The sequence below is a fragment of the Streptomyces sp. GMY02 genome (assembly GCF_019056675.1).
GTDB classification, from domain to species: domain Bacteria; phylum Actinomycetota; class Actinomycetes; order Streptomycetales; family Streptomycetaceae; genus Streptomyces; species Streptomyces odonnellii.
The window spans coordinates 4,110,040-4,127,180 of the sequence record NZ_CP077658.1 but is presented as its reverse complement, the minus strand read 5'-3'; the positions used below and the strand labels follow the sequence as shown (position 1 = coordinate 4,127,180).

At 70.5% G+C, this 17,141-nt stretch carries 14 protein-coding genes; 7 read left to right on the top strand and 7 right to left on the bottom strand.

What is annotated here, in order from left to right; all coding sequences use genetic code 11:
• Positions 1–300 precede the first annotated feature (300 nt).
• Positions 301–1,899 carry a protein kinase gene (locus KQY30_RS17235; protein WP_217307595.1) on the top strand — a complete coding sequence of 533 codons (1,599 nt, stop codon included), beginning with the start codon at positions 301–303 and terminating at the stop codon, positions 1,897–1,899.
• A gap of 225 nt (positions 1,900–2,124) precedes the next feature.
• Here the strand turns inward: KQY30_RS17235 and KQY30_RS17230 are convergent, their stop codons facing one another.
• From KQY30_RS17230 to KQY30_RS17220, 3 genes are all read right to left on the bottom strand, one after another.
• Positions 2,125–3,159, bottom strand: a complete 1,035-nt coding sequence (locus KQY30_RS17230; protein ID WP_254407610.1) for a phosphotransferase — start codon at positions 3,157–3,159, stop codon at positions 2,125–2,127.
• Between the two features lie 255 nt (positions 3,160–3,414).
• The gene (locus KQY30_RS17225) at positions 3,415–3,840 is read right to left on the bottom strand and encodes a pyridoxamine 5'-phosphate oxidase family protein (protein WP_217307594.1); all 426 of its coding nucleotides are present in this window, start codon (positions 3,838–3,840) and stop codon (positions 3,415–3,417) included.
• Between the two features lie 211 nt (positions 3,841–4,051).
• Entirely contained in the window at positions 4,052–4,711 is a 660-nt protein-coding gene (locus KQY30_RS17220; RefSeq protein WP_217307593.1) for a response regulator transcription factor, read from the bottom strand.
• A 333-nt stretch (positions 4,712–5,044) separates the two neighbouring features.
• Here KQY30_RS17220 and pdhA point away from each other — a divergent pair, with 333 nt between their 5' ends.
• The 3 genes from pdhA to KQY30_RS17205 are packed head-to-tail and all read left to right on the top strand — an operon-like array spanning position 5,045 to position 8,807.
• Positions 5,045–6,238: a pyruvate dehydrogenase (acetyl-transferring) E1 component subunit alpha gene (pdhA, locus tag KQY30_RS17215; protein ID WP_217307592.1), complete on the top strand. Its 1,194-nt coding sequence runs from the start codon at positions 5,045–5,047 to the stop codon at positions 6,236–6,238.
• Positions 6,239–6,240: 2 nt separating this feature from the next.
• Positions 6,241–7,221, top strand: a complete 981-nt coding sequence (locus tag KQY30_RS17210) for an alpha-ketoacid dehydrogenase subunit beta (RefSeq protein WP_217307591.1) — start codon at positions 6,241–6,243, stop codon at positions 7,219–7,221.
• Between the two features lie 14 nt (positions 7,222–7,235).
• Entirely contained in the window at positions 7,236–8,807 is a 1,572-nt protein-coding gene (locus KQY30_RS17205) for a dihydrolipoamide acetyltransferase family protein (protein WP_217307590.1), read from the top strand.
• A gap of 171 nt (positions 8,808–8,978) precedes the next feature.
• On the opposite strand, the gene KQY30_RS17200 is transcribed toward KQY30_RS17205, so the two are convergent.
• The gene (locus tag KQY30_RS17200; protein ID WP_254407182.1) at positions 8,979–9,878 is read right to left on the bottom strand and encodes an SDR family NAD(P)-dependent oxidoreductase; all 900 of its coding nucleotides are present in this window, start codon (positions 9,876–9,878) and stop codon (positions 8,979–8,981) included.
• A gap of 139 nt (positions 9,879–10,017) precedes the next feature.
• Here KQY30_RS17200 and KQY30_RS17195 point away from each other — a divergent pair, with 139 nt between their 5' ends.
• A complete protein-coding gene (locus tag KQY30_RS17195; RefSeq protein ID WP_217307589.1) occupies positions 10,018–10,698 on the top strand; it encodes a TetR/AcrR family transcriptional regulator in 681 nt (226 codons plus the stop codon).
• A 135-nt stretch (positions 10,699–10,833) separates the two neighbouring features.
• Here the strand turns inward: KQY30_RS17195 and KQY30_RS17190 are convergent, their stop codons facing one another.
• The 3 genes from KQY30_RS17190 to KQY30_RS17180 form a co-directional block, all read right to left on the bottom strand.
• Positions 10,834–11,589 carry an MBL fold metallo-hydrolase gene (locus KQY30_RS17190; protein ID WP_217307588.1) on the bottom strand — a complete coding sequence of 252 codons (756 nt, stop codon included), beginning with the start codon at positions 11,587–11,589 and terminating at the stop codon, positions 10,834–10,836.
• A gap of 242 nt (positions 11,590–11,831) precedes the next feature.
• Positions 11,832–13,802: a lactonase family protein gene (locus tag KQY30_RS17185; RefSeq protein WP_217307587.1), complete on the bottom strand. Its 1,971-nt coding sequence runs from the start codon at positions 13,800–13,802 to the stop codon at positions 11,832–11,834.
• Positions 13,803–13,971: 169 nt separating this feature from the next.
• Positions 13,972–14,904 (bottom strand): D-alanyl-D-alanine carboxypeptidase family protein, encoded by a 933-nt coding sequence (locus KQY30_RS17180; RefSeq protein WP_217307586.1) that lies wholly within the window; start codon positions 14,902–14,904, stop codon positions 13,972–13,974.
• A 236-nt stretch (positions 14,905–15,140) separates the two neighbouring features.
• Here KQY30_RS17180 and KQY30_RS17175 point away from each other — a divergent pair, with 236 nt between their 5' ends.
• Together KQY30_RS17175 and KQY30_RS17170 are read left to right on the top strand one after the other, a co-directional pair.
• The gene (locus KQY30_RS17175; protein ID WP_217307585.1) at positions 15,141–15,803 is read left to right on the top strand and encodes a GntR family transcriptional regulator; all 663 of its coding nucleotides are present in this window, start codon (positions 15,141–15,143) and stop codon (positions 15,801–15,803) included.
• Positions 15,800–17,101 (top strand): nitrate/nitrite transporter, encoded by a 1,302-nt coding sequence (locus KQY30_RS17170; protein WP_217307584.1) that lies wholly within the window; start codon positions 15,800–15,802, stop codon positions 17,099–17,101. Before KQY30_RS17175 ends, KQY30_RS17170 begins: the two co-directional genes overlap by 4 nt.
• Positions 17,102–17,141 lie beyond the last annotated feature (40 nt).

Sequence of the window (17,141 nt, the reverse complement as noted above, 5' to 3'; positions counted from 1 at the left end):
CCCGAGGGCAGTGACACGTCAAGCCGGGTGCCCGTTCCGTGACCGTACGCACAACAAGCGTCTCGGAAGCGTTACAGGAAAAGCATGGAACGAAGGCCCGGAGGACGTGGGGCGAGCGGGGAATTTGCGTAGGTATCGGGTCGCCGGGTTTCATGGCCGGTCCACCGTGGACCGGTGTGTCATACGGAGGCTGTAGCGTGATGTGGCACAGCCACCTCTGAGAAACCCACCCCTGAAACACGTACATACCGCGGACCGCGTACGCGGTCGTGAAGCGGACGGAAACGACGGCGAGGACTGATGGCACCCGAACCCGAAGCAGGCGGCGGAGTGTCGGACGCCGCGGACTCCTGGGGCGATGGCGGCCTGGTCGGAGGGCTGGTCGGCGACGGCCGCTACCGGATGACCCACCGTCTCGGCCGTGGCGGCATGGCCGAGGTGTTCGCGGCGGAGGACGTACGGCTCGGGCGCACCGTGGCGGTCAAGCTGCTCCGCGCCGATCTCGCGGAGGACCCGGTCTCCAAGGCCCGGTTCACCCGCGAGGCACAGTCGGTCGCCGGGCTCAACCACCACGCGGTGGTGGCGGTGTACGACTCCGGCGAGGACACGGTCAACGGGCAGACCGTGCCGTACATCGTGATGGAGCTGGTCGAGGGCCGCACCATCCGTGATCTGCTGGTCAACGCCGAGGCGCCGCCGCCCGAGCAGGCGCTGATCATCGTCTCCGGTGTGCTGGAGGCGCTCGCGTACTCGCACCAGCACGGCATCGTGCACCGGGACATCAAGCCCGCCAATGTGATCATCACCGACGCCGGCGCGGTCAAGGTGATGGACTTCGGTATCGCGCGTGCCCTGCACGGCGCGCAGTCGACGATGACCCAGACCGGCATGGTCATGGGCACGCCCCAGTACCTCTCCCCCGAGCAGGCGCTCGGCAAGGCCGTCGACCACCGCAGCGACCTGTACGCCACGGGCTGTCTGCTCTACGAACTCCTCGCGCTGCGGCCTCCGTTCACCGGTGAGACCCCGCTCTCCGTGGTCTATCAGCATGTCCAGGACATTCCGGTGCCGCCCTCCGAGGTCTCGGACGTGGCGCCGCCGGAGCTGGACGGGCTGGTGATGCGCTCGCTGGCGAAGGAGCCGGACGACCGGTTCCAGAGCGCCGAGGAGATGCGCGGACTGGTCCAGTACGGCCTGCAGATGCTCCAGCAGCAGGGCAGCCACACGGGCACCTGGAACACCGGCGCGTTCGACGCCCATTACGGCGGCGGCACCCCGGCGATGGGCATGGCCGCGACGACCGCGATGGGCCACGCGCCGCACGGCGACACCTCGCAGAGCCCGATCCTGCCGCCGGGAAATCCGCACGACGGCGCGTACCACGGCGGCGGTGGCGGCGGTGGCGGCAGCAAGATGTGGCTCTTCGTCGCGCTCGCGGTGATCGCCGTCGTGGCGGGCGTCGCGTACGCGGTGAACAGCATGAACGGTACGGACCAGAAGGGCACGTCGGACAAGCCGACGGCCACGACGAGCCAGGAGACGCCGAGCAGCGACGAGTCGACGCCGTCCGACGAGCCGAGCGAGACCGAGCAGACGGACGACTCGTCGGGAGGCGGTGACAACTCCAACTGGCCGCCGGCCGACGAGAAGCCGTCCGAGACGCCCAGCGAGACCGAGAAGTCGTCGCCGTCACCGACCACCAGCGACGACACGGGCACGTCGGACGGCGGCGGTGGTACGAGCGACGGCGGGACCACCGGCGAACCGTCGAGCGATCCGACCGCGTCGGAGCCGGACACCGGCGACGAGGGAGGCACCGGGGAGACGCCACCGGGCACCAGCAGCGGCCAGGGTGGTACGGCGAGCGGCAGCGACGGCGGCTTGGTGACCGGCGGCTGACCGGCGGACGGACGGACCCGGCCGGAGCGCTTCGCGGCGCTCCGGCCGGGTTTTTTGCTGGGCGGAGGCTGCTGTGCGGAGGCAATCGGTCCGTTCCGTGGATCGGAAGGCAGCCATCCCGTTCCGTGGGTCCGGAGGCGGCCGTCCCGTGCCGTTGCGCGGAGCCAGCCGTCCCGGGCCGGGCCCGCGCTTCTCACGCCGTCGCCCCGAGACCCCGCCCCCCGCTCAGTCCGAGAAGGCCTCGCAGACCGCCTCGTACTCCCGCGTCCACCACACCGCGAGGGCCGACACCGCCGCGAACAGCGGGTCGGCCCGCCGGTCGTCGAGCTGGTAGCGCCAGCGCAGCACCCAGAAGTCGTTGAGCCGCTCCCACCACACCCGGTGCACGGCCGCGGCCAGTTCGGAGGCGGCGGCCCCGGCCGCGCGGCGGTAGGCGCGCGCGTACGCCCGTACCTTCGGCAGCTCCAGCTCGCCCGTCGGGCGTACGAAGAAGATCGCCGCGGCCCGTACGGCCTCCTCGGCCCGTGGCTGGACGCCGAGCCGGTCCCAGTCGACGATCGCGGCCGGCTCGCCGCCCCGGTAGAGCAGGTTCAGCGGGTGGAAGTCGCCGTGCACCCAGCCCGTGGCCGGCTCGGCGCCCGGGGCCGGTCTGCGGTGGGCATGGCGTTCCAGCAGGGCGCGGCGCTCCACGAGCCGGTGCTCGGCGAGGGCGTCGAAGGTGTCGCCGGGGGTACGGCCACGGGCCAGGGCCAGCAGTTCGTCGATCAGCTCGAAGGTGTCGGCCGGGTCCGGGCTGTCGTAGATGCCCCGGTCGAGAACGCCCTGGCCGAGGCTCGCGTCGTACCGGCTGTACGGGCCCTCGTGGAGCGGCGGCACGGAATCCCGCCGCATCACCCGCTCCAGACAGGTGTGCACCCGCCCGAGGAGTCCGCCGAGGCGCCGGGACTCGGCGGCCGTGAGCTGCGAGCCGTCGCGGTGGCGCCCCTCGACCCAGGGGTGCAGCGCGTAGCAGCGGCCCTCGATCACCGCGACGGTGTCGCCGTCGGCGCTCTCCACGGGCGGCGCGACGGGCACGCCGAGCGCCTGGAGGCGCTGGGTGGCGCGGTGCTGACGGGTGATGAGCTGGTGGTCGCCGTCGAGATGGTGTTTCAGGAAGTAGGTGCCGCGTGTGGTGAAGAGCCGGTACCCGCGGTTGAGGAGCCCCTGGGCGACGGGCTCGCAGGACAGCGGCTCGCCCGCGTTCCGGTAGCGGCGCAGCAGTGCGCGGACGGGAGGCGCCGCGTGACCGGCCTGAGCGGCATGACCGGTCTCGGCGGCAGGGCGGGTCCGAGCGGCCTGGCCGGTGCGGGCCGCGGGGATCGCGGGACTCGTGGGGGCGCCGGAGCGCCCGGAGAGATCGGTACGGATCGGAACAGGTTTCGCCTTGCTGGCACGGGCGACGACGGGCTGAGGGATCACGGCAGGCGCGGCAGGCGTAACGATTTCATATGAGCGCGGCACTTGTCAGATGTTAGATCACGCAGCGTATCTGCTTGGTCGCTCTCGGGAGTAGTCGAGCGTGTGTACGGTGACAAACTGTGGCACAAGCCGCATATAGACCGGATCGAACGGTTCTCCGTCCACCCGGCGCGGGCCATTACCGAACAGCGCAAGCTCCGGAGCGGTCGGCTGGATGATCTCGGCCGTACCGGTGAACTGCACCGACCACCGGTCGGTCTCTTCGCCCTCTTCGCTGGCGAAGTTGTCCGCGCCGTACGCCACCACTCCGCCGCCGCACGCCCGGTGGTAGCCATGGCCGGCGTGCATCCGCAGCAGGACCGAGCCGCCGGTCACCACATGGCGGGCCGGGGCCACGAAGGGCAGGGCCCGCATGCTCGTCGCGACCCGTCCGTACGAGACGCGGTTGAGCAGCTCTATGGCGCGGAGTTCCTCGGTGGACATGTTGTCCACTCTCCGTCACGAACCCGCCCCGTCAACAGAGGACGCGGCCCTTCAACCGAGGGACGTTGGTCCCGGTTGGGACAGGTCCCGCCGCGGTACGAGGGTCCCGCGACGCGCCCGGGCCGTACGGCCGAACACGCTCGGCCCGACCGGTGCGCGGCTCCACGCGGCACAGCCCCCCGCGTCGTCCGGCCCAACGCGCCGGACCGGCTCAGCCCTTCTCGGCCTTCAGCCGGGCCACGTACGCCGCCGCCTGCGACCGCCGCTCCATGCCCAGCTTGGAGAGCAGGCTGGAGACATAGTTCTTGATCGTCTTCTCCGCGAGATGCAGCCGCTCACCGATGGCCCGGTTGGTCATGCCCTCGCCGATCAGATCCAGGATCTTGCGCTCCTGGTCCGTCAGCGCGGCCAGCTTGTCGTCGCCCTTGGGTCCCGTACCGCTGCGCAGCCGCTCCAGCACCCGGGCCGTGGCCACCGGGTCGAGCAGCGAACGGCCGGCGGCGACATCCCGTACCGCCGTGAGCAGTTCGTTCCCGCGGATCGCCTTCAGCACATAACCCGAGGCCCCGGCCATGATCGCGTCGAAGAGCGCCTCGTCGTCGGCGAAGGAGGTGAGCATCAGGCACTTGACGTTCTCGTCCTGCGAACGTATCTCGCGGCAGACCTCCACGCCGCTGCCGTCGGGCAGCCGTACGTCCAGCACGGCCACATCGGGGTGCGTCGCCGGAATCCTGGCCATCGCGTCGGCGGCCGTGCCCGCTTCCCCTACGACCTCGATGTCGTCCTCGACGGACAGAAGCTCGTAGACACCTCGCCGTACGACTTCATGGTCATCGACCAGAAATACCGTAATTTTTCCTTCTTGCTGCACAGAATTCAGTCTCACACACTCGCCTCATCCCTGCCCTTCCCTGGTGCGGATCAGCGGGATAACGTGCCGTTGTTCCGGCGGCCTGCGAGGCTGTGACCAGTGGTATTCCAGACTTTGCCGATTTACTTGGAAATCCAAGCAAAATTGCAGGTCAGATGGGGTTTCGCAGTAATGCTGCCCACTGGGTAACGTGCCTGTGACAGAGCGCTCGCCGGGGCACCTGTCACGCCTGTTCCGACCGAGCGGCACCCACCCCGTGCCCACGGCGAGAACAGGCGAGCCGCACTGGTTCCCGGCGGATCCCGGGGGCCGGACAGACGGAGGAGCACGCACGTGACCGTGGAGAGCACTGCCGCGCGCAAACCGCGACGCAGCAGCGGCACCAAGCGCGCCAGCGCGAAGAGGACGCCGCAGCCACAGAGTTCCGACCCCCAGCTCGTACAGTTGCTGAGCCCGGAGGGCGAGCGGGTCGAGCACCCGGAGTACGAGATCGACCCGAGCCCGGACGAGCTGCGCGGGCTGTACCGGGACATGGTCCTGACCCGGCGCTTCGACGCCGAGGCCACGGCGCTCCAGCGCCAGGGCGAGCTGGGACTGTGGGCATCACTGCTGGGCCAGGAGGCCGCGCAGATCGGCTCGGGGCGCGCGCTGCGCGACGACGACTACGTCTTCCCGACCTACCGCGAGCACGGCGTGGCCTGGTGCCGGGGCGTCGACCCGACCAATCTGCTCGGCATGTTCCGTGGTGTGAACCACGGCGGCTGGGACCCCAACAGCAACAATTTCCACCTCTACACGATCGTGATCGGCTCGCAGACGCTGCACGCCACCGGCTATGCCATGGGCGTCGCCAAGGACGGCGCGGACTCCGCCGTCATCGCGTACTTCGGGGACGGCGCCTCCAGCCAGGGCGATGTCGCCGAGTCGTTCACCTTCTCCGCGGTCTACAACGCGCCGGTCGTGTTCTTCTGCCAGAACAACCAGTGGGCCATCTCCGAGCCCACCGAGAAGCAGACCCGGGTGCCGCTCTACCAGCGCGCGCAGGGGTACGGCTTCCCGGGCATCCGGGTCGACGGCAACGACGTACTCGCCTGCCTGGCCGTGACCCGCTCCGCGCTGGAGCGGGCCCGCCGGGGCGAGGGGCCCACACTGGTGGAGGCCTTCACGTACCGGATGGGCGCGCACACCACCTCCGACGACCCGACCAAGTACCGCGCGGACGAGGAGCGCGAGGCCTGGGAGGCCAAGGACCCGATCCTGCGGCTGCGCCGCTGTCTGGAGCGCGAGGGCCACGCCGACGAGGCGTTCTTCGCGGCGCTGGACGAGGAGAGCGAGGCGCTGGGCAAGCGGGTGAGAGAGGTGGTGCGAGCGATGCCCGACCCGGATCCGATGGCGATTTTCGACCATGTCTACGCGGACGGGCACACGCTTGTGGACGAGGAGCGCGCGCAGTTCGCCGCGTACCAGGCGTCCTTCGCGGACGCCGACACCACCGGGACCGCCTCCGCCGCCGAGGGGAGCAAGTGATCATGACCGTACAGAAGCTGCCGATCGCCAAGGCCATCAACGAGTCGCTCCGCAAGGCTCTCGACACCGACCCCAAGGTCCTGATCATGGGCGAGGACGTCGGCAAGCTCGGCGGTGTCTTCCGCGTCACGGACGGGCTCCAGAAGGACTTCGGCGAGGGCCGGGTCATCGACACCCCGCTCGCCGAGTCGGGCATCATCGGCACGGCCATCGGTCTCGCGCTGCGCGGGTACCGGCCGGTGGCGGAGATCCAGTTCGACGGTTTCGTCTTCCCGGCGTACGACCAGATCGTCACCCAGCTCGCCAAGATGCACGCCCGCGCGCTGGGCAAGATCAAGATGCCGGTCGTGATCCGGATTCCGTACGGCGGCGGCATCGGCGCGGTCGAGCACCACAGCGAGTCGCCCGAGGCGCTGTTCGCGCATGTGGCGGGGCTGAAGATCGTCTCGCCGTCGACGGCGTCGGACGCGTACTGGATGATGCAGCAGGCCATCCAGAGCGACGATCCGGTGATCTTCTTCGAGCCGAAGCGGCGCTACTGGGACAAGGGCGAGGTCAACACCGAGGCCATCCCGGGCCCGCTGCACCGGGCGCGGGTGGCGCGGGAGGGCTCGGACCTCACGCTCGCGGCGTACGGCCCGATGGTGAAGGTCTGCCTCGAAGCCGCCGCGGCGGCCGAGGAGGAGGGCAGGTCGCTGGAGGTCCTCGATCTCCGCTCGATGTCCCCGATCGACTTCGAGACGATCCAGGCGTCGGCGGAGAAGACGCGCCGGCTGGTCGTGGTGCACGAGGCACCGGTCTTCTTCGGCTCGGGCGCGGAGATCGCCGCTCGGGTCACGGAGCGGTGCTTCTACCATCTTGAGGCACCGGTGATCCGGGTCGGCGGCTACCACTCGCCGTATCCGCCGGCGCGGCTGGAGGACGAGTACCTCCCGGGCCTGGACCGGGTGCTCGACGCCGTCGACCGCTCGCTCGCGTACTGAGGAGTGCCGTGACCATGACTGCTGACACTTCCACCGGCCCATCGGCCGCCGGCTCCCCGGACCGCTACCGCGAGTTCAGGATGCCCGATGTGGGCGAGGGCCTGACCGAGGCCGAGATCCTCAAGTGGTACGTACAGCCGGGCGACACGGTGACCGACGGCCAGGTGGTGTGCGAGGTCGAGACGGCGAAGGCGGCTGTCGAGCTGCCGATTCCGTACGACGGGGTGGTGCACGAGCTGCGGTTCGGGGAGGGCACGACGGTCGATGTCGGCGTGTCCATCATCACCGTGGATGTGGCGCCGGGGAGCGGGGCGGCGCCTGAGCCGTCCGTCGGCGAACCCGCGCCGTCCGCTCCCGTACCGACTCCGGAACCGACGGCGGGCGACGAGCCCACGGGCCGTCAGCCGGTGCTCGTCGGGTACGGAGTGGCCGAGGCGTCCACGAAGCGCCGCCCGCGCCGGGGTACGTCCGTACCCGGGCAGGCCACGGCGGCGGAGGCGGCGGAAGTGGCCCGGAGAGCGGCCGCCGCGATCCAGGCGGAGGTGAACGGGGTGGCGGCGCCTGCCGTGGCTCCTGTCGCGCCACCTGCCGCAGCACCTGCCCCTGGGGCACCTTCCCCCGCGCGTCCGCTCGCCAAGCCGCCGGTGCGCAAGCTCGCCAAGGACCTCGGCGTCGACCTGGCGGCGATCGCCCCCACGGGCCCGGGCGGGGTCATCACCCGCGAGGACGTCTACGCGGCGGCGGCCCCGGCAGCGGCGGCGGCCGTGGCAGCCACCTCGGCGGTGACCTCGGCGCCGGCGGCTTCGCCCGAGCCGGTGTCCGCGCCGTCGGTGGCCCCTGTGGCCCCTGTGGCTGCGGCACCGGCGGCGGCCCAGGCCGGTTCCGGCCGGGAGACCCGTATCCCGATCAAGGGGGTACGGAAGGCCACGGCGGCGGCCATGGTGGGCAGCGCGTTCACCGCGCCGCATGTCACGGAGTTCATCACCGTCGACGTGACGCGCACGATGAAGCTGGTCGAGGAGCTGAAGTCCGACAAGGACATGGCGGGCCTGCGCGTCAACCCGCTGCTCCTCATCGCCAAGGCCCTCTTGGTCGCCATCAAGCGCAACCCGGGGGTCAACGCGGCCTGGGACGAGGCGAACCAGGAGATCGTGGTCAAGCACTACGTCAACCTGGGCATCGCAGCCGCCACCCCGCGCGGTCTGATCGTCCCGAACATCAAGGACGCCCACGACAAGACCCTGCCCCAACTGGCCGCCGCCCTCAGCGACCTGGTCAGCACGGCCCGCGAGGGCAGGACCACCCCGGCGGCCATGCAGGGCGGCACGGTCACCATCACCAACGTCGGCGTCTTCGGCGTCGACACCGGTACGCCCATCCTCAACCCGGGCGAGTCCGCGATCCTGGCGGTCGGCGCGATCAAGCTCCAGCCCTGGGTCCACAAGGACAAGGTGAAGCCCCGTCAGGTCACGACCCTGGCCCTCTCCTTCGACCACCGTCTGGTCGACGGCGAACTGGGCTCCAAGGTCCTGGCGGACACGGCGGCGATCCTGGAAAACCCCAAACGCCTGATCACCTGGTCCTGACCCGGTCTGTCCCGACCCGGTCTGTTCGACCCGGTCTCCGTACGCACCACCGCCCGGCCCCGGAACCCGCTCACAGGGTTCCGGGGCCGGGCTTTTGCGAGGCCGGCGCGCACCCGGGCCGTACCGGCGTGCCGTTCCGTCAGCCCACCGTTGACAGCAGGCCCACGCCCGTCAGGTGTTCCGACTCGGTCCACAGGCGGGCGTTGGCCGCGGGGTCCAGGGCCCGGCGGGTGATGCGGGCGGTGGTGGTGGGGCCGACCAGGCCGAACCGGCCGCCCGGTCCGTAGTACCCGCCCGCGACCGCGTCCGGGCTGGTCGCGGCGTGGAGCAGCGGCTCCGTTCCCTGCTCGGGCGCCTGCGAGGGAGGAAGTCCATCGACGTCAGCATCCTGGCGCTCAACGGCGGCTTGCCGCTGCCGAGGTTCGCGCCCGCGGTCTGGAGGTTCGTCCGGGTGTACCCCGGGTGCGCGCCCGTGCTGAGCAGCGGCCAGCCGCGCTCGGCGGCGACCGCGGCGAGCTGCCGGGTCAGCATCAGATCCGCGAGCTTGGACTGCGCGTACGACAGGTTGGGGCTGTAGCGGCGGCGCTCCCACTGGAGGTCGTCGAAGTGGATCCGGCCGTAGTTGGCCGTACCGCTGCTCATGGTCGCCACCCGCGGCGCCGACGCCGCGAGCAGCAGCGGAAGGAGCCGGACCGTCAGGGCGAACGGGCCGAGGTAGTTGCTGCCCATTTGCAGTTCGAATCCGTCGGCGGTGGTCAGCCGGGTGGGCGGCGCCATCACCCCGGCGTTGTTGACCAGCAGGTCGAGCGGGGTGCCCTCGGCGAGCAGCCCGTCGGCGAACTCCTTCACCGACGCCAGATCGGCCAGATCGATCCGGCGGATCTCAAGCCGCGCGCCCGGCTGCTCGGCCAGGATCTCGTCGCGGGCCTGCTCGCCCTTGGCGACGGTACGTACGGCCATCACGACCCGCGCCCCCGCGCCGGCCAGACGGCGCACGGCCTCCTTGCCCGTGCCGCTGTTGGCACCGGTGACGACGACGGACTTCCCGGTCTGGTCGGGGACGACATACATGGTGGCTCCTTGGACATGGGGGTCAGGACATGAAGGATCAGGAGGCCGGAACCGGTAGGAGACCGGCGGTCTGTTGCGAGAGAAGCTAGCAGACCGCCGGTCCGATAACAATAGACCGGGGGTCTGTAAGCTATGGGTCATGACCATGCCCTTCCAGCGCGCCCGCAGCGACGAGCAGCGCGCCGCGCGCAGACAGGCGATCCTCGACACGGCCGCCGCGATGCTCACCGAGATGCCGGTGGCGCAGGTGAGCCTCAATGAGCTGAGCCGGCGCGTCTGCCTCGCCAAGTCCAATGTGCTGCGCTACTTCGAGTCCCGCGAGGCCGTGCTGCTGGAACTGCTCGACGCCGCGATGAGCGAGTGGCTGGCCGATCTCGACGAGGTGCTCACCGGCACGGTGGACGCCGGCGCCCCGCTCCCCGAGCGCGGCGACCGTCTCGCCGCGGCGCTCGCCGCCTCGCTCGCGGACCGCCCGGTCCTGTGCGACCTGGTCGGCGCGCAGGCCGCGGTGCTCGAACGCAATGTCTCGCCCCAGGTCGCCGCGGGGTTCAAGCGCGCCGCCATCGCCCAAGTCGGCGTTCTGGCCAAGCTGTCGCGCGCCCGTCTGCCCGAGCTGAGCGAGCACGACGCGGTACGGTTCGGCGGCGCCGTCCTGCTGACGACCGGCGCGGTCTGGATCCACGCGCAGCCCTCGGCCGCGATGCTGGCCGCGTACGAGGCCGACCCGTCGCTGGCGGCCATGCGGCTCGACTTCACCACGACGCTGCGCGAGATGTTCGAGGTCCTGCTCACGGGCCTGCTGACACGGGCCGCCCGCTGAGGGGGCCGTGCCGACGCGCCGCGTGCTGACGCGCGTTGCGCTGCCCTCCGGGCCGGGCTCGGGCAGCGCCTAGGCGGTGTCTTGTCGATCGCCCCGTGAGCCCGGCAAGACACCCCTACAGGCGCTGCCCGGGGCTCAGGACGCCAGGTCGCGGGCCCGGCGGGCCGCCGCCTCCACGGAGCCGCGGTGGAGCGGGCCGTGGCCCGGGAGAAGCGTGTCGCCGCCGGTCTTCTCCAGGATGTCGAGCGTGGCGAGCGCCCGCCGGCGTTCCGTGTCGAACATGGCGGGGAGCAGTTGCGGACCCTTCGCGCGCGAGGTCGGATGGCCGCTGACGAGGGCGTCCCCGGAGATGAGGATCCCGGCCCGCGGCAGGGCGTACGCGCAGTGCCCCGCGGTGTGGCCGGGCGTGTGGACGGGCACCGGGCGCCCGGGGAGGTCGAGCGGACCGCCCGCCGGGGCCGGGAACGGCCGCGGGTCCGTGATGCGCGAGTCCGCCGTGCCGCCGGAGCGGATCGCGTGCACGGCCCACGGCAGGACACCGGGGCGCCAGCCGTTGAGCAGCACCGTGCCGACGCTGACCTGGTGCAGGAACTCGCGGCGGGCGTGCGGGACTTCGGCCTCGTGCAGATAGACGGGCGTGCCGAACGCGCTGCTGAGATGTTCGGCCGAGCCGATGTGGTCGTTGTGCGCGTGCGTGATGAGAACGGCGGTGATCGCCTCGGGAGCGTGACCGAGCTGCGCCAGCGATTCCAGGAGGAGTTCGCGGTCGCCCGGGTAGCCGCAGTCGATCAGCGTGACCGCGTCCCCTTCGCTGAGCACCACCCAGTTGGTGTTGCTGCCGTGGACCAGGTGAACCCCGTCCGTCACTTCGACGAGCGTCTCTTCTCGCATGGCACGCGCAATCCCGAGAGCCACCAGGACCGGCCCGTACACGGACCGCTCGCTGCGGCCGCCGCCGCAGTGCCTTGGCCGCGAGCAATCTAACCGAGCGCCGCACCGCCCTGGTCCTCAGGGTGCGTGAAGTGCGCCTCGCACAAGGGGCCGTACCGGAGAGATGGTCTCCGGCACGGCCCCAGGGCGTGTCCGCAAAGTCGACAGCGCTCACTCAAAGCCCTACAAGCACGGGCTCGGGCTCACGCGGTGAAGATGAAGTACTTCCACGCGCCGTGCGTCGTGTAGTTCACGTTGTCGCCGGACGTCGTGTCGATGTACGACGAGACCATCCGGGCACGGACCCCGGTCTCCCGTCCGCCGACCAGCTCCACCAGGGAGCGGCCGTCCGTACCCAGCCTGAAGTACTCCTCGCCGATCCTGTGCCACTTCCCTGCGTAGTAGACCTCCATCGCGAACCGCTGCGACCGGCCGGGGTAGTACGTCATGGCCGAGTTGAAGAGCGGGTTCGTCTTCTTGTGGAAGTAGTAGTACGTCGTGGAGCCGATCTTGCCCGTCTTGTAGTGGCGGGAGATCGTCGTGGAGACGTTCACCTTGGTGTAGACGGTCGACTTGACCGTCCTCGGCGCGTACCGGGCGTCGCCCGTGAACACCGCGGTGACCACGGTGTCGCGGGTCATGTCCAAGATCGCCGAGATATCGCCGTTCGAGTTCACCGTGCCCCGCTTGAGCAGCTTCTTCGGCTTGTCGGCGCCGTACGGGTCGGCCCAGATCTCGACGGTCCGGTTCTTGTACGTGGTGCCGAGGTGCGCCAGGAATTTGGGGTCCTGGCCGTACAGGAAGACGTTGAGATTCCGGGTCAGCGTGAGCGCGGGCGTGGCCCGGGAGACATTGACCGAGGCCGACCCGGAGGCGGCGGCATGCGTGGCGCTGCCCGCGTACGACACCTTGTAGGTGACCTTGCCGCCGGCCGGCGGGGTGTCCGTGAAGGAGAACGCGCCGCCCGTGCCGAGCGTCTTCGTACCGAGGGACTTGCCGCTCGGCGAATCCAGGTCGGTACGGGTGACGGTCAGCGGGGTCCCCGCCGGGAGCGGTACGGACGCCGTGAGCTTGCCCTTGACGGTGAGCGCCTTGGCGCGGGTCGCCGAGGCGGGCGCGGTGACGGTGAGCGTGGGGAGCGACTTGGCCGGGTCGGTCAGCACACGCAGCGAGTAGGTGCCCAGGCTGTTGCTGGACACCGCGAACACCCGGCTGCCGTCCGGCGCCCAGGCCAGCGCGCCAGGGGCGAGGAGGTCGGCGCCGCTGGTGTTACCGGTGTTGGGGAAGTCGTACTGCCGCACCGGCTTGGTCGAGCCCGGCTTGAAGATGTGGACGTCGGGGTCGTACGACGAGTCGCTGCCGCCCGCGATGGTGCCGTCGGCCGCGATGGCCACGGCGTTCGGGTACGCGCCGATCGGGAGCCGGGTTGCGGCCTGTGTGAGGTCGGTGGCGGAGTACGCGCCCAGCGCGTAGCCGTTCCCGCTGCTGTCCCAGGACGTGAGGACCTTGGTCCCGTCCGGCGTGAGGTCGAGCTGCTTCACGGAGCTGTCCATGCGGCCCTTGGTGCGGAGCGTGGCGCCCTCGGCCGACACGTCGAACACGGCGAGCTGACTGCCGTCTCCGGCCACGAGGACGCCCGGCGCGGCCGGGTCGGCGCCGAGGAGCAGCGTGCCGTCGCTGTCGACGTCGGACCGCTGGTGGAGCTTGACGACCGGCTCGGTGCCGGAGATGTCGAGAGATCCGAGGTTCGCTCCGTAGCCGAACCAGATACGCCCGTCCACGACCTCAAGGTCGGCCGGGGCGTCGGCGCCGTCCAGGGCGTAACTCGCCGCCTTGTACGTACCGGTGTCCACCGACACGATCCGGTCGTCGCCCGTGACCGCCGCGTAGAGCTGTCCCGAGTCCGGCGACAGGGCCAGCCCGTCCACGCCGGGCAGGCCCGTGACGGTGCCCAGGACCGTGCCCGTGTAGTCCGTGGCGACGATCTTGCCGCTGGTCGGGTCGCTGATGAAGACCTTCTTGTGGACGCCGTCCACGACGATGTCGCCGGTCGACTGCACCGGCAGGACCTTGCTGGAGTCGGCGGCGGCCGGCCCGGCCGTGCCCGCGACCAGCGCGGCCGAGCTGAAGAGGACCGCGAGCGCTGTCGCGGCCGGAAGAGTGCGCGTACGCACGATGGTTCGTACCCCCCAGATGAGACCCGCCCGTTGGTCCGGACAGGTGTTCGCAGACTAGGTCATCCCTCGGACAGGCCCTTTGCCGCCTGTGGACAACCCGGACCGGGTGTGACCGGTGTGATCAGCCGCGGCGTGTGAATCGCGCCGTGTGAATCGTGCCGTGCGATCAGTCGCGCTGCGCGTCCGCCGGAAGCGTCCGCAGCTTCATGGTCTTGGCCGTCGACGAGCCGAAGCCGTAGTCGAGCAGCTTGGCCGCGTCCTTGTAGCGGTCCGCGCCGTTCAGGACGACTCCGACGAGCGTCTTGGTGCCGCGCGTGGCGGCGAAGACCAGGCAGGGCCCCGCGGCGGTGCCCGTACCGGTCTTGATGCCGATGGCGCCCTTGTACGAGCCCAGCAGCTTGTTGGTGTTGTACCAGGTGTACGTGCGCTTGCCGCCGTTGCTGGTGGGCGCGGTGGTCTTGTACGAGGTGGCCTTGACGACCGCCCGGAAGTTCGGGTTCTTCATCGCGTACTGGGCGATCTTCGCCAGGTCGCGCGGGGTGGTGTAGTTGTTCCCGCTCGGCGAGATGCCGTCGAAGGAATCGAACTTGGTGTTCTTGAGCTTGAGTTCGGTGGCCTTCGCGTTCATCTTCGCGATGAACGACTTGGTGCGCGCGGCGGCCGTCGAGCCGCTGCCGAAGGTGTCGGCGAGGGCGTACGCGGCGTCGCAGCCGGAGGGCAGCATCGTCCCGTACAGCAACTGGCGGACGGTGAGCTTGTCACCGGTCCGCAGATCCGCGGTGCTCGCGCCCTGCTTGGCGACATAGTCGCGGTAGCCCTGCTTGACGGTCACCTTGCGGTTGAGGTCGACGCCCTTGACGCTGAGCACCACCGCGGCCGTCATGATCTTCGTCGTACTGGCCATCTGGCGCCGGGTGTCGGCGGCCTTGCCGTACACCGTCGCGCCTGTGGCGTTGTTGAGCACGAACCCGCCCTTGCCGCTGACGGCCGGCGCGGCGGCGGCCTGCGCAGTCGCGCCCAAGGACGAGACGGACAGCAGCGCGCCGGCGACCAGGGCGACCACGGCGCCCCGGCGTGCGCCCGGGAGACTGGAAATCAAAGGAAACGCTCCGATTCCGCGAATGCGTTGAAATGCGTTGAAGTGCGTCAGAAGGGGACCATCTTGTGAAAGGGGTCCTCAGGTGAGACGTCCGAGCCCCCCGAATGGATGCACGCGGGCGCGCGATTGTGTGGCGGAAATGTGAGCGAGTGCGCCCCCAAGTGGTCCCGGAACGGCCGCCGTCCGTATCCCGGACGTGCGTTTCCGTGCATCCCTCTTGTATCTATGCTGTGCGCATGCCATCCGCCGCTGCCGCTCCCGAGAAGCGCCCGCCCGCCGCAGACCGTGTCTACAGCCATATCAAGGAAGCCGTGCTCGACCGCCGCTACGAAGGCGGCACGCTGCTCACAGAAGGGGAGTTGGCCGAGGCCGTCGGGGTGTCCCGGACGCCCGTGCGCGAGGCGCTCCTCAAGCTGGAGGTCGAGGGGCTGATCAAGCTCTACCCCAAGAAGGGCGCCCTCGTGCTCGCCGTCTCGGCGCAGGAGATCGCGGATGTCGTCGAGACCCGGCTGCTGGTCGAGGAGTTCGCCGTACGGAAGGCCGTGCCCGCGTCCGCGCGGCTGATCGCACGGCTGGAGGAACTGGTCGACGAGCAGCGGCGGCGCGCCGTGGACGGCGATCTCGCCGCGGTCGCCGCGACCGACCGCTCCTTCCACGCCGAGATCGTGCGCCACGCCGGCAACCAGATTCTCTCGCGCCTGTACGACCAGCTCAGGGACCGTCAGTTGCGTATGGGCGTCGCCGTCATGGAGGCGCATCCGGACCGTATCGCCAAGAACATCACCGAACACGCCGAGCTGCTCGAAGCCATCAGGACCGGGGACGCCGACGGCGCCGCCGCCTGTCTGCGCCGCCACATCAGCCGGGTCAAGGTGCTGGTCAGGGGTGAGGCCCGGTGAGCACGCCCGCCGCCACCCTGCCCGGTGACCCGCCCGGCGGCCGGCGCGCCGCCTGGGTCTGGGGCATCGGCGTCTCGGTCTACTTCGTCGCCGTCACCTTCCGTACCAGCCTGGGCGTGGCCGGACTCGACGCCGCCGACCGCTTCGGCGTCAACGCCTCCGAGCTGTCGACCTTCTCCATACTCCAGTTGCTGGTGTACGCGGGCATGCAGATACCCGTCGGCCTGATGGTCGACCGGCTCGGCACCAAGAAGGTGCTGACCATCGGCGTGGCGCTGTTCACCGCCGGACAGCTCGGCTTCGCGCTCGCCCCCTCGTACAGCATGGCCCTCGCCGCCCGCGCCCTGCTCGGCTGCGGTGACGCGATGACCTTCATCAGCGTGCTGCGGCTCGGCAGCCGCTGGTTCCCGGTCCGCCGCGGCCCGTTGATCGCCCAGGTCGCCGCGCTGTTCGGAGTGGCGGGCAATCTCGTCTCCACCATCGTCATCTCCCGCGCCCTGCACGGCCTCGGCTGGACCACCACCTTCGCGGGCAGCGCGCTCGCCGGTGTCCTCGTCCTCGTACTGCTGCTGCTCTTCCTCAAGGACCACCCGGAAGGCCATGAGCCACCGCCCGCCGAGCACGCGGGCGGTGCCTATGTCCGGCGGCAGATCGCCGAGTCCTGGCGCGAGCCGGGCACCCGGCTGGGGCTGTGGGTGCACTTCACCACCCAGTTCCCGGCGATGATCTTCCTGCTGCTGTGGGGCATGCCCTTCCTGGTCGAGGCGCAGGGGCTGTCCCGGGCCGTCGCGGGTGAACTGCTCACCCTCGTCGTCCTCTCCAACATGGGCGTCGGGCTGGTGTACGGGCAGGTCATCGCCCGCCACCACCGGGCCAGGGCCCCGCTTGCCCTGGCCACGGTCGGAGCGACGGCGCTGGTCTGGGCCGCGGCGATCGCGTACCCCGGCGACCACGCGCCCATGGGCCTGCTGATCACGCTCTGCGTGGTCCTCGGAGCCTGCGGACCCGCCTCGATGATCGGCTTCGACTTCGCCAGACCCGCGAACCCGCCGGAACGTCAGGGCACGGCCTCCGGAATCGTCAACATGGGTGGTTTCACCGCCTCGATGACGACGCTCTTCGCGGTCGGCGTCCTGCTGGACCTGACCGACGGGAACTACCGGATCGCGTTCTCGTCCGTCTTCGTCCTCGAAGCGCTCGGGATCGCGCAGATCCTGCGGCTGCGGGCGCGCACGGCACGCCGGGAGCGGGAACGCCTGGTGGCGAGCCGGGTGGAGGCCGTGCACGTACCCGCGTAAGGGCGCCTCAGGGCACTGAGGGCGTCTGAGGGCACTTGAG

Coding starts and splice junctions, on each gene's coding strand:
- KQY30_RS17235 (WP_217307595.1), top strand. CDS start 301: ATGGCACCCGAACCCGAAGCAGGCGGCGGAGTGTCGGACGCCGCGGAC.
- KQY30_RS17205 (WP_217307590.1), top strand. CDS start 7,236: ATGACTGCTGACACTTCCACCGGCCCATCGGCCGCCGGCTCCCCGGAC.
- KQY30_RS17190 (WP_217307588.1), bottom strand. CDS start 11,589: ATGCGAGAAGAGACGCTCGTCGAAGTGACGGACGGGGTTCACCTGGTC.
- KQY30_RS17175 (WP_217307585.1), top strand. CDS start 15,141: ATGCCATCCGCCGCTGCCGCTCCCGAGAAGCGCCCGCCCGCCGCAGAC.
- KQY30_RS17200 (WP_254407182.1), bottom strand. CDS start 9,878: ATGTATGTCGTCCCCGACCAGACCGGGAAGTCCGTCGTCGTCACCGGT.
- KQY30_RS17195 (WP_217307589.1), top strand. CDS start 10,018: ATGACCATGCCCTTCCAGCGCGCCCGCAGCGACGAGCAGCGCGCCGCG.
- KQY30_RS17210 (WP_217307591.1), top strand. CDS start 6,241: ATGACCGTACAGAAGCTGCCGATCGCCAAGGCCATCAACGAGTCGCTC.
- KQY30_RS17225 (WP_217307594.1), bottom strand. CDS start 3,840: ATGTCCACCGAGGAACTCCGCGCCATAGAGCTGCTCAACCGCGTCTCG.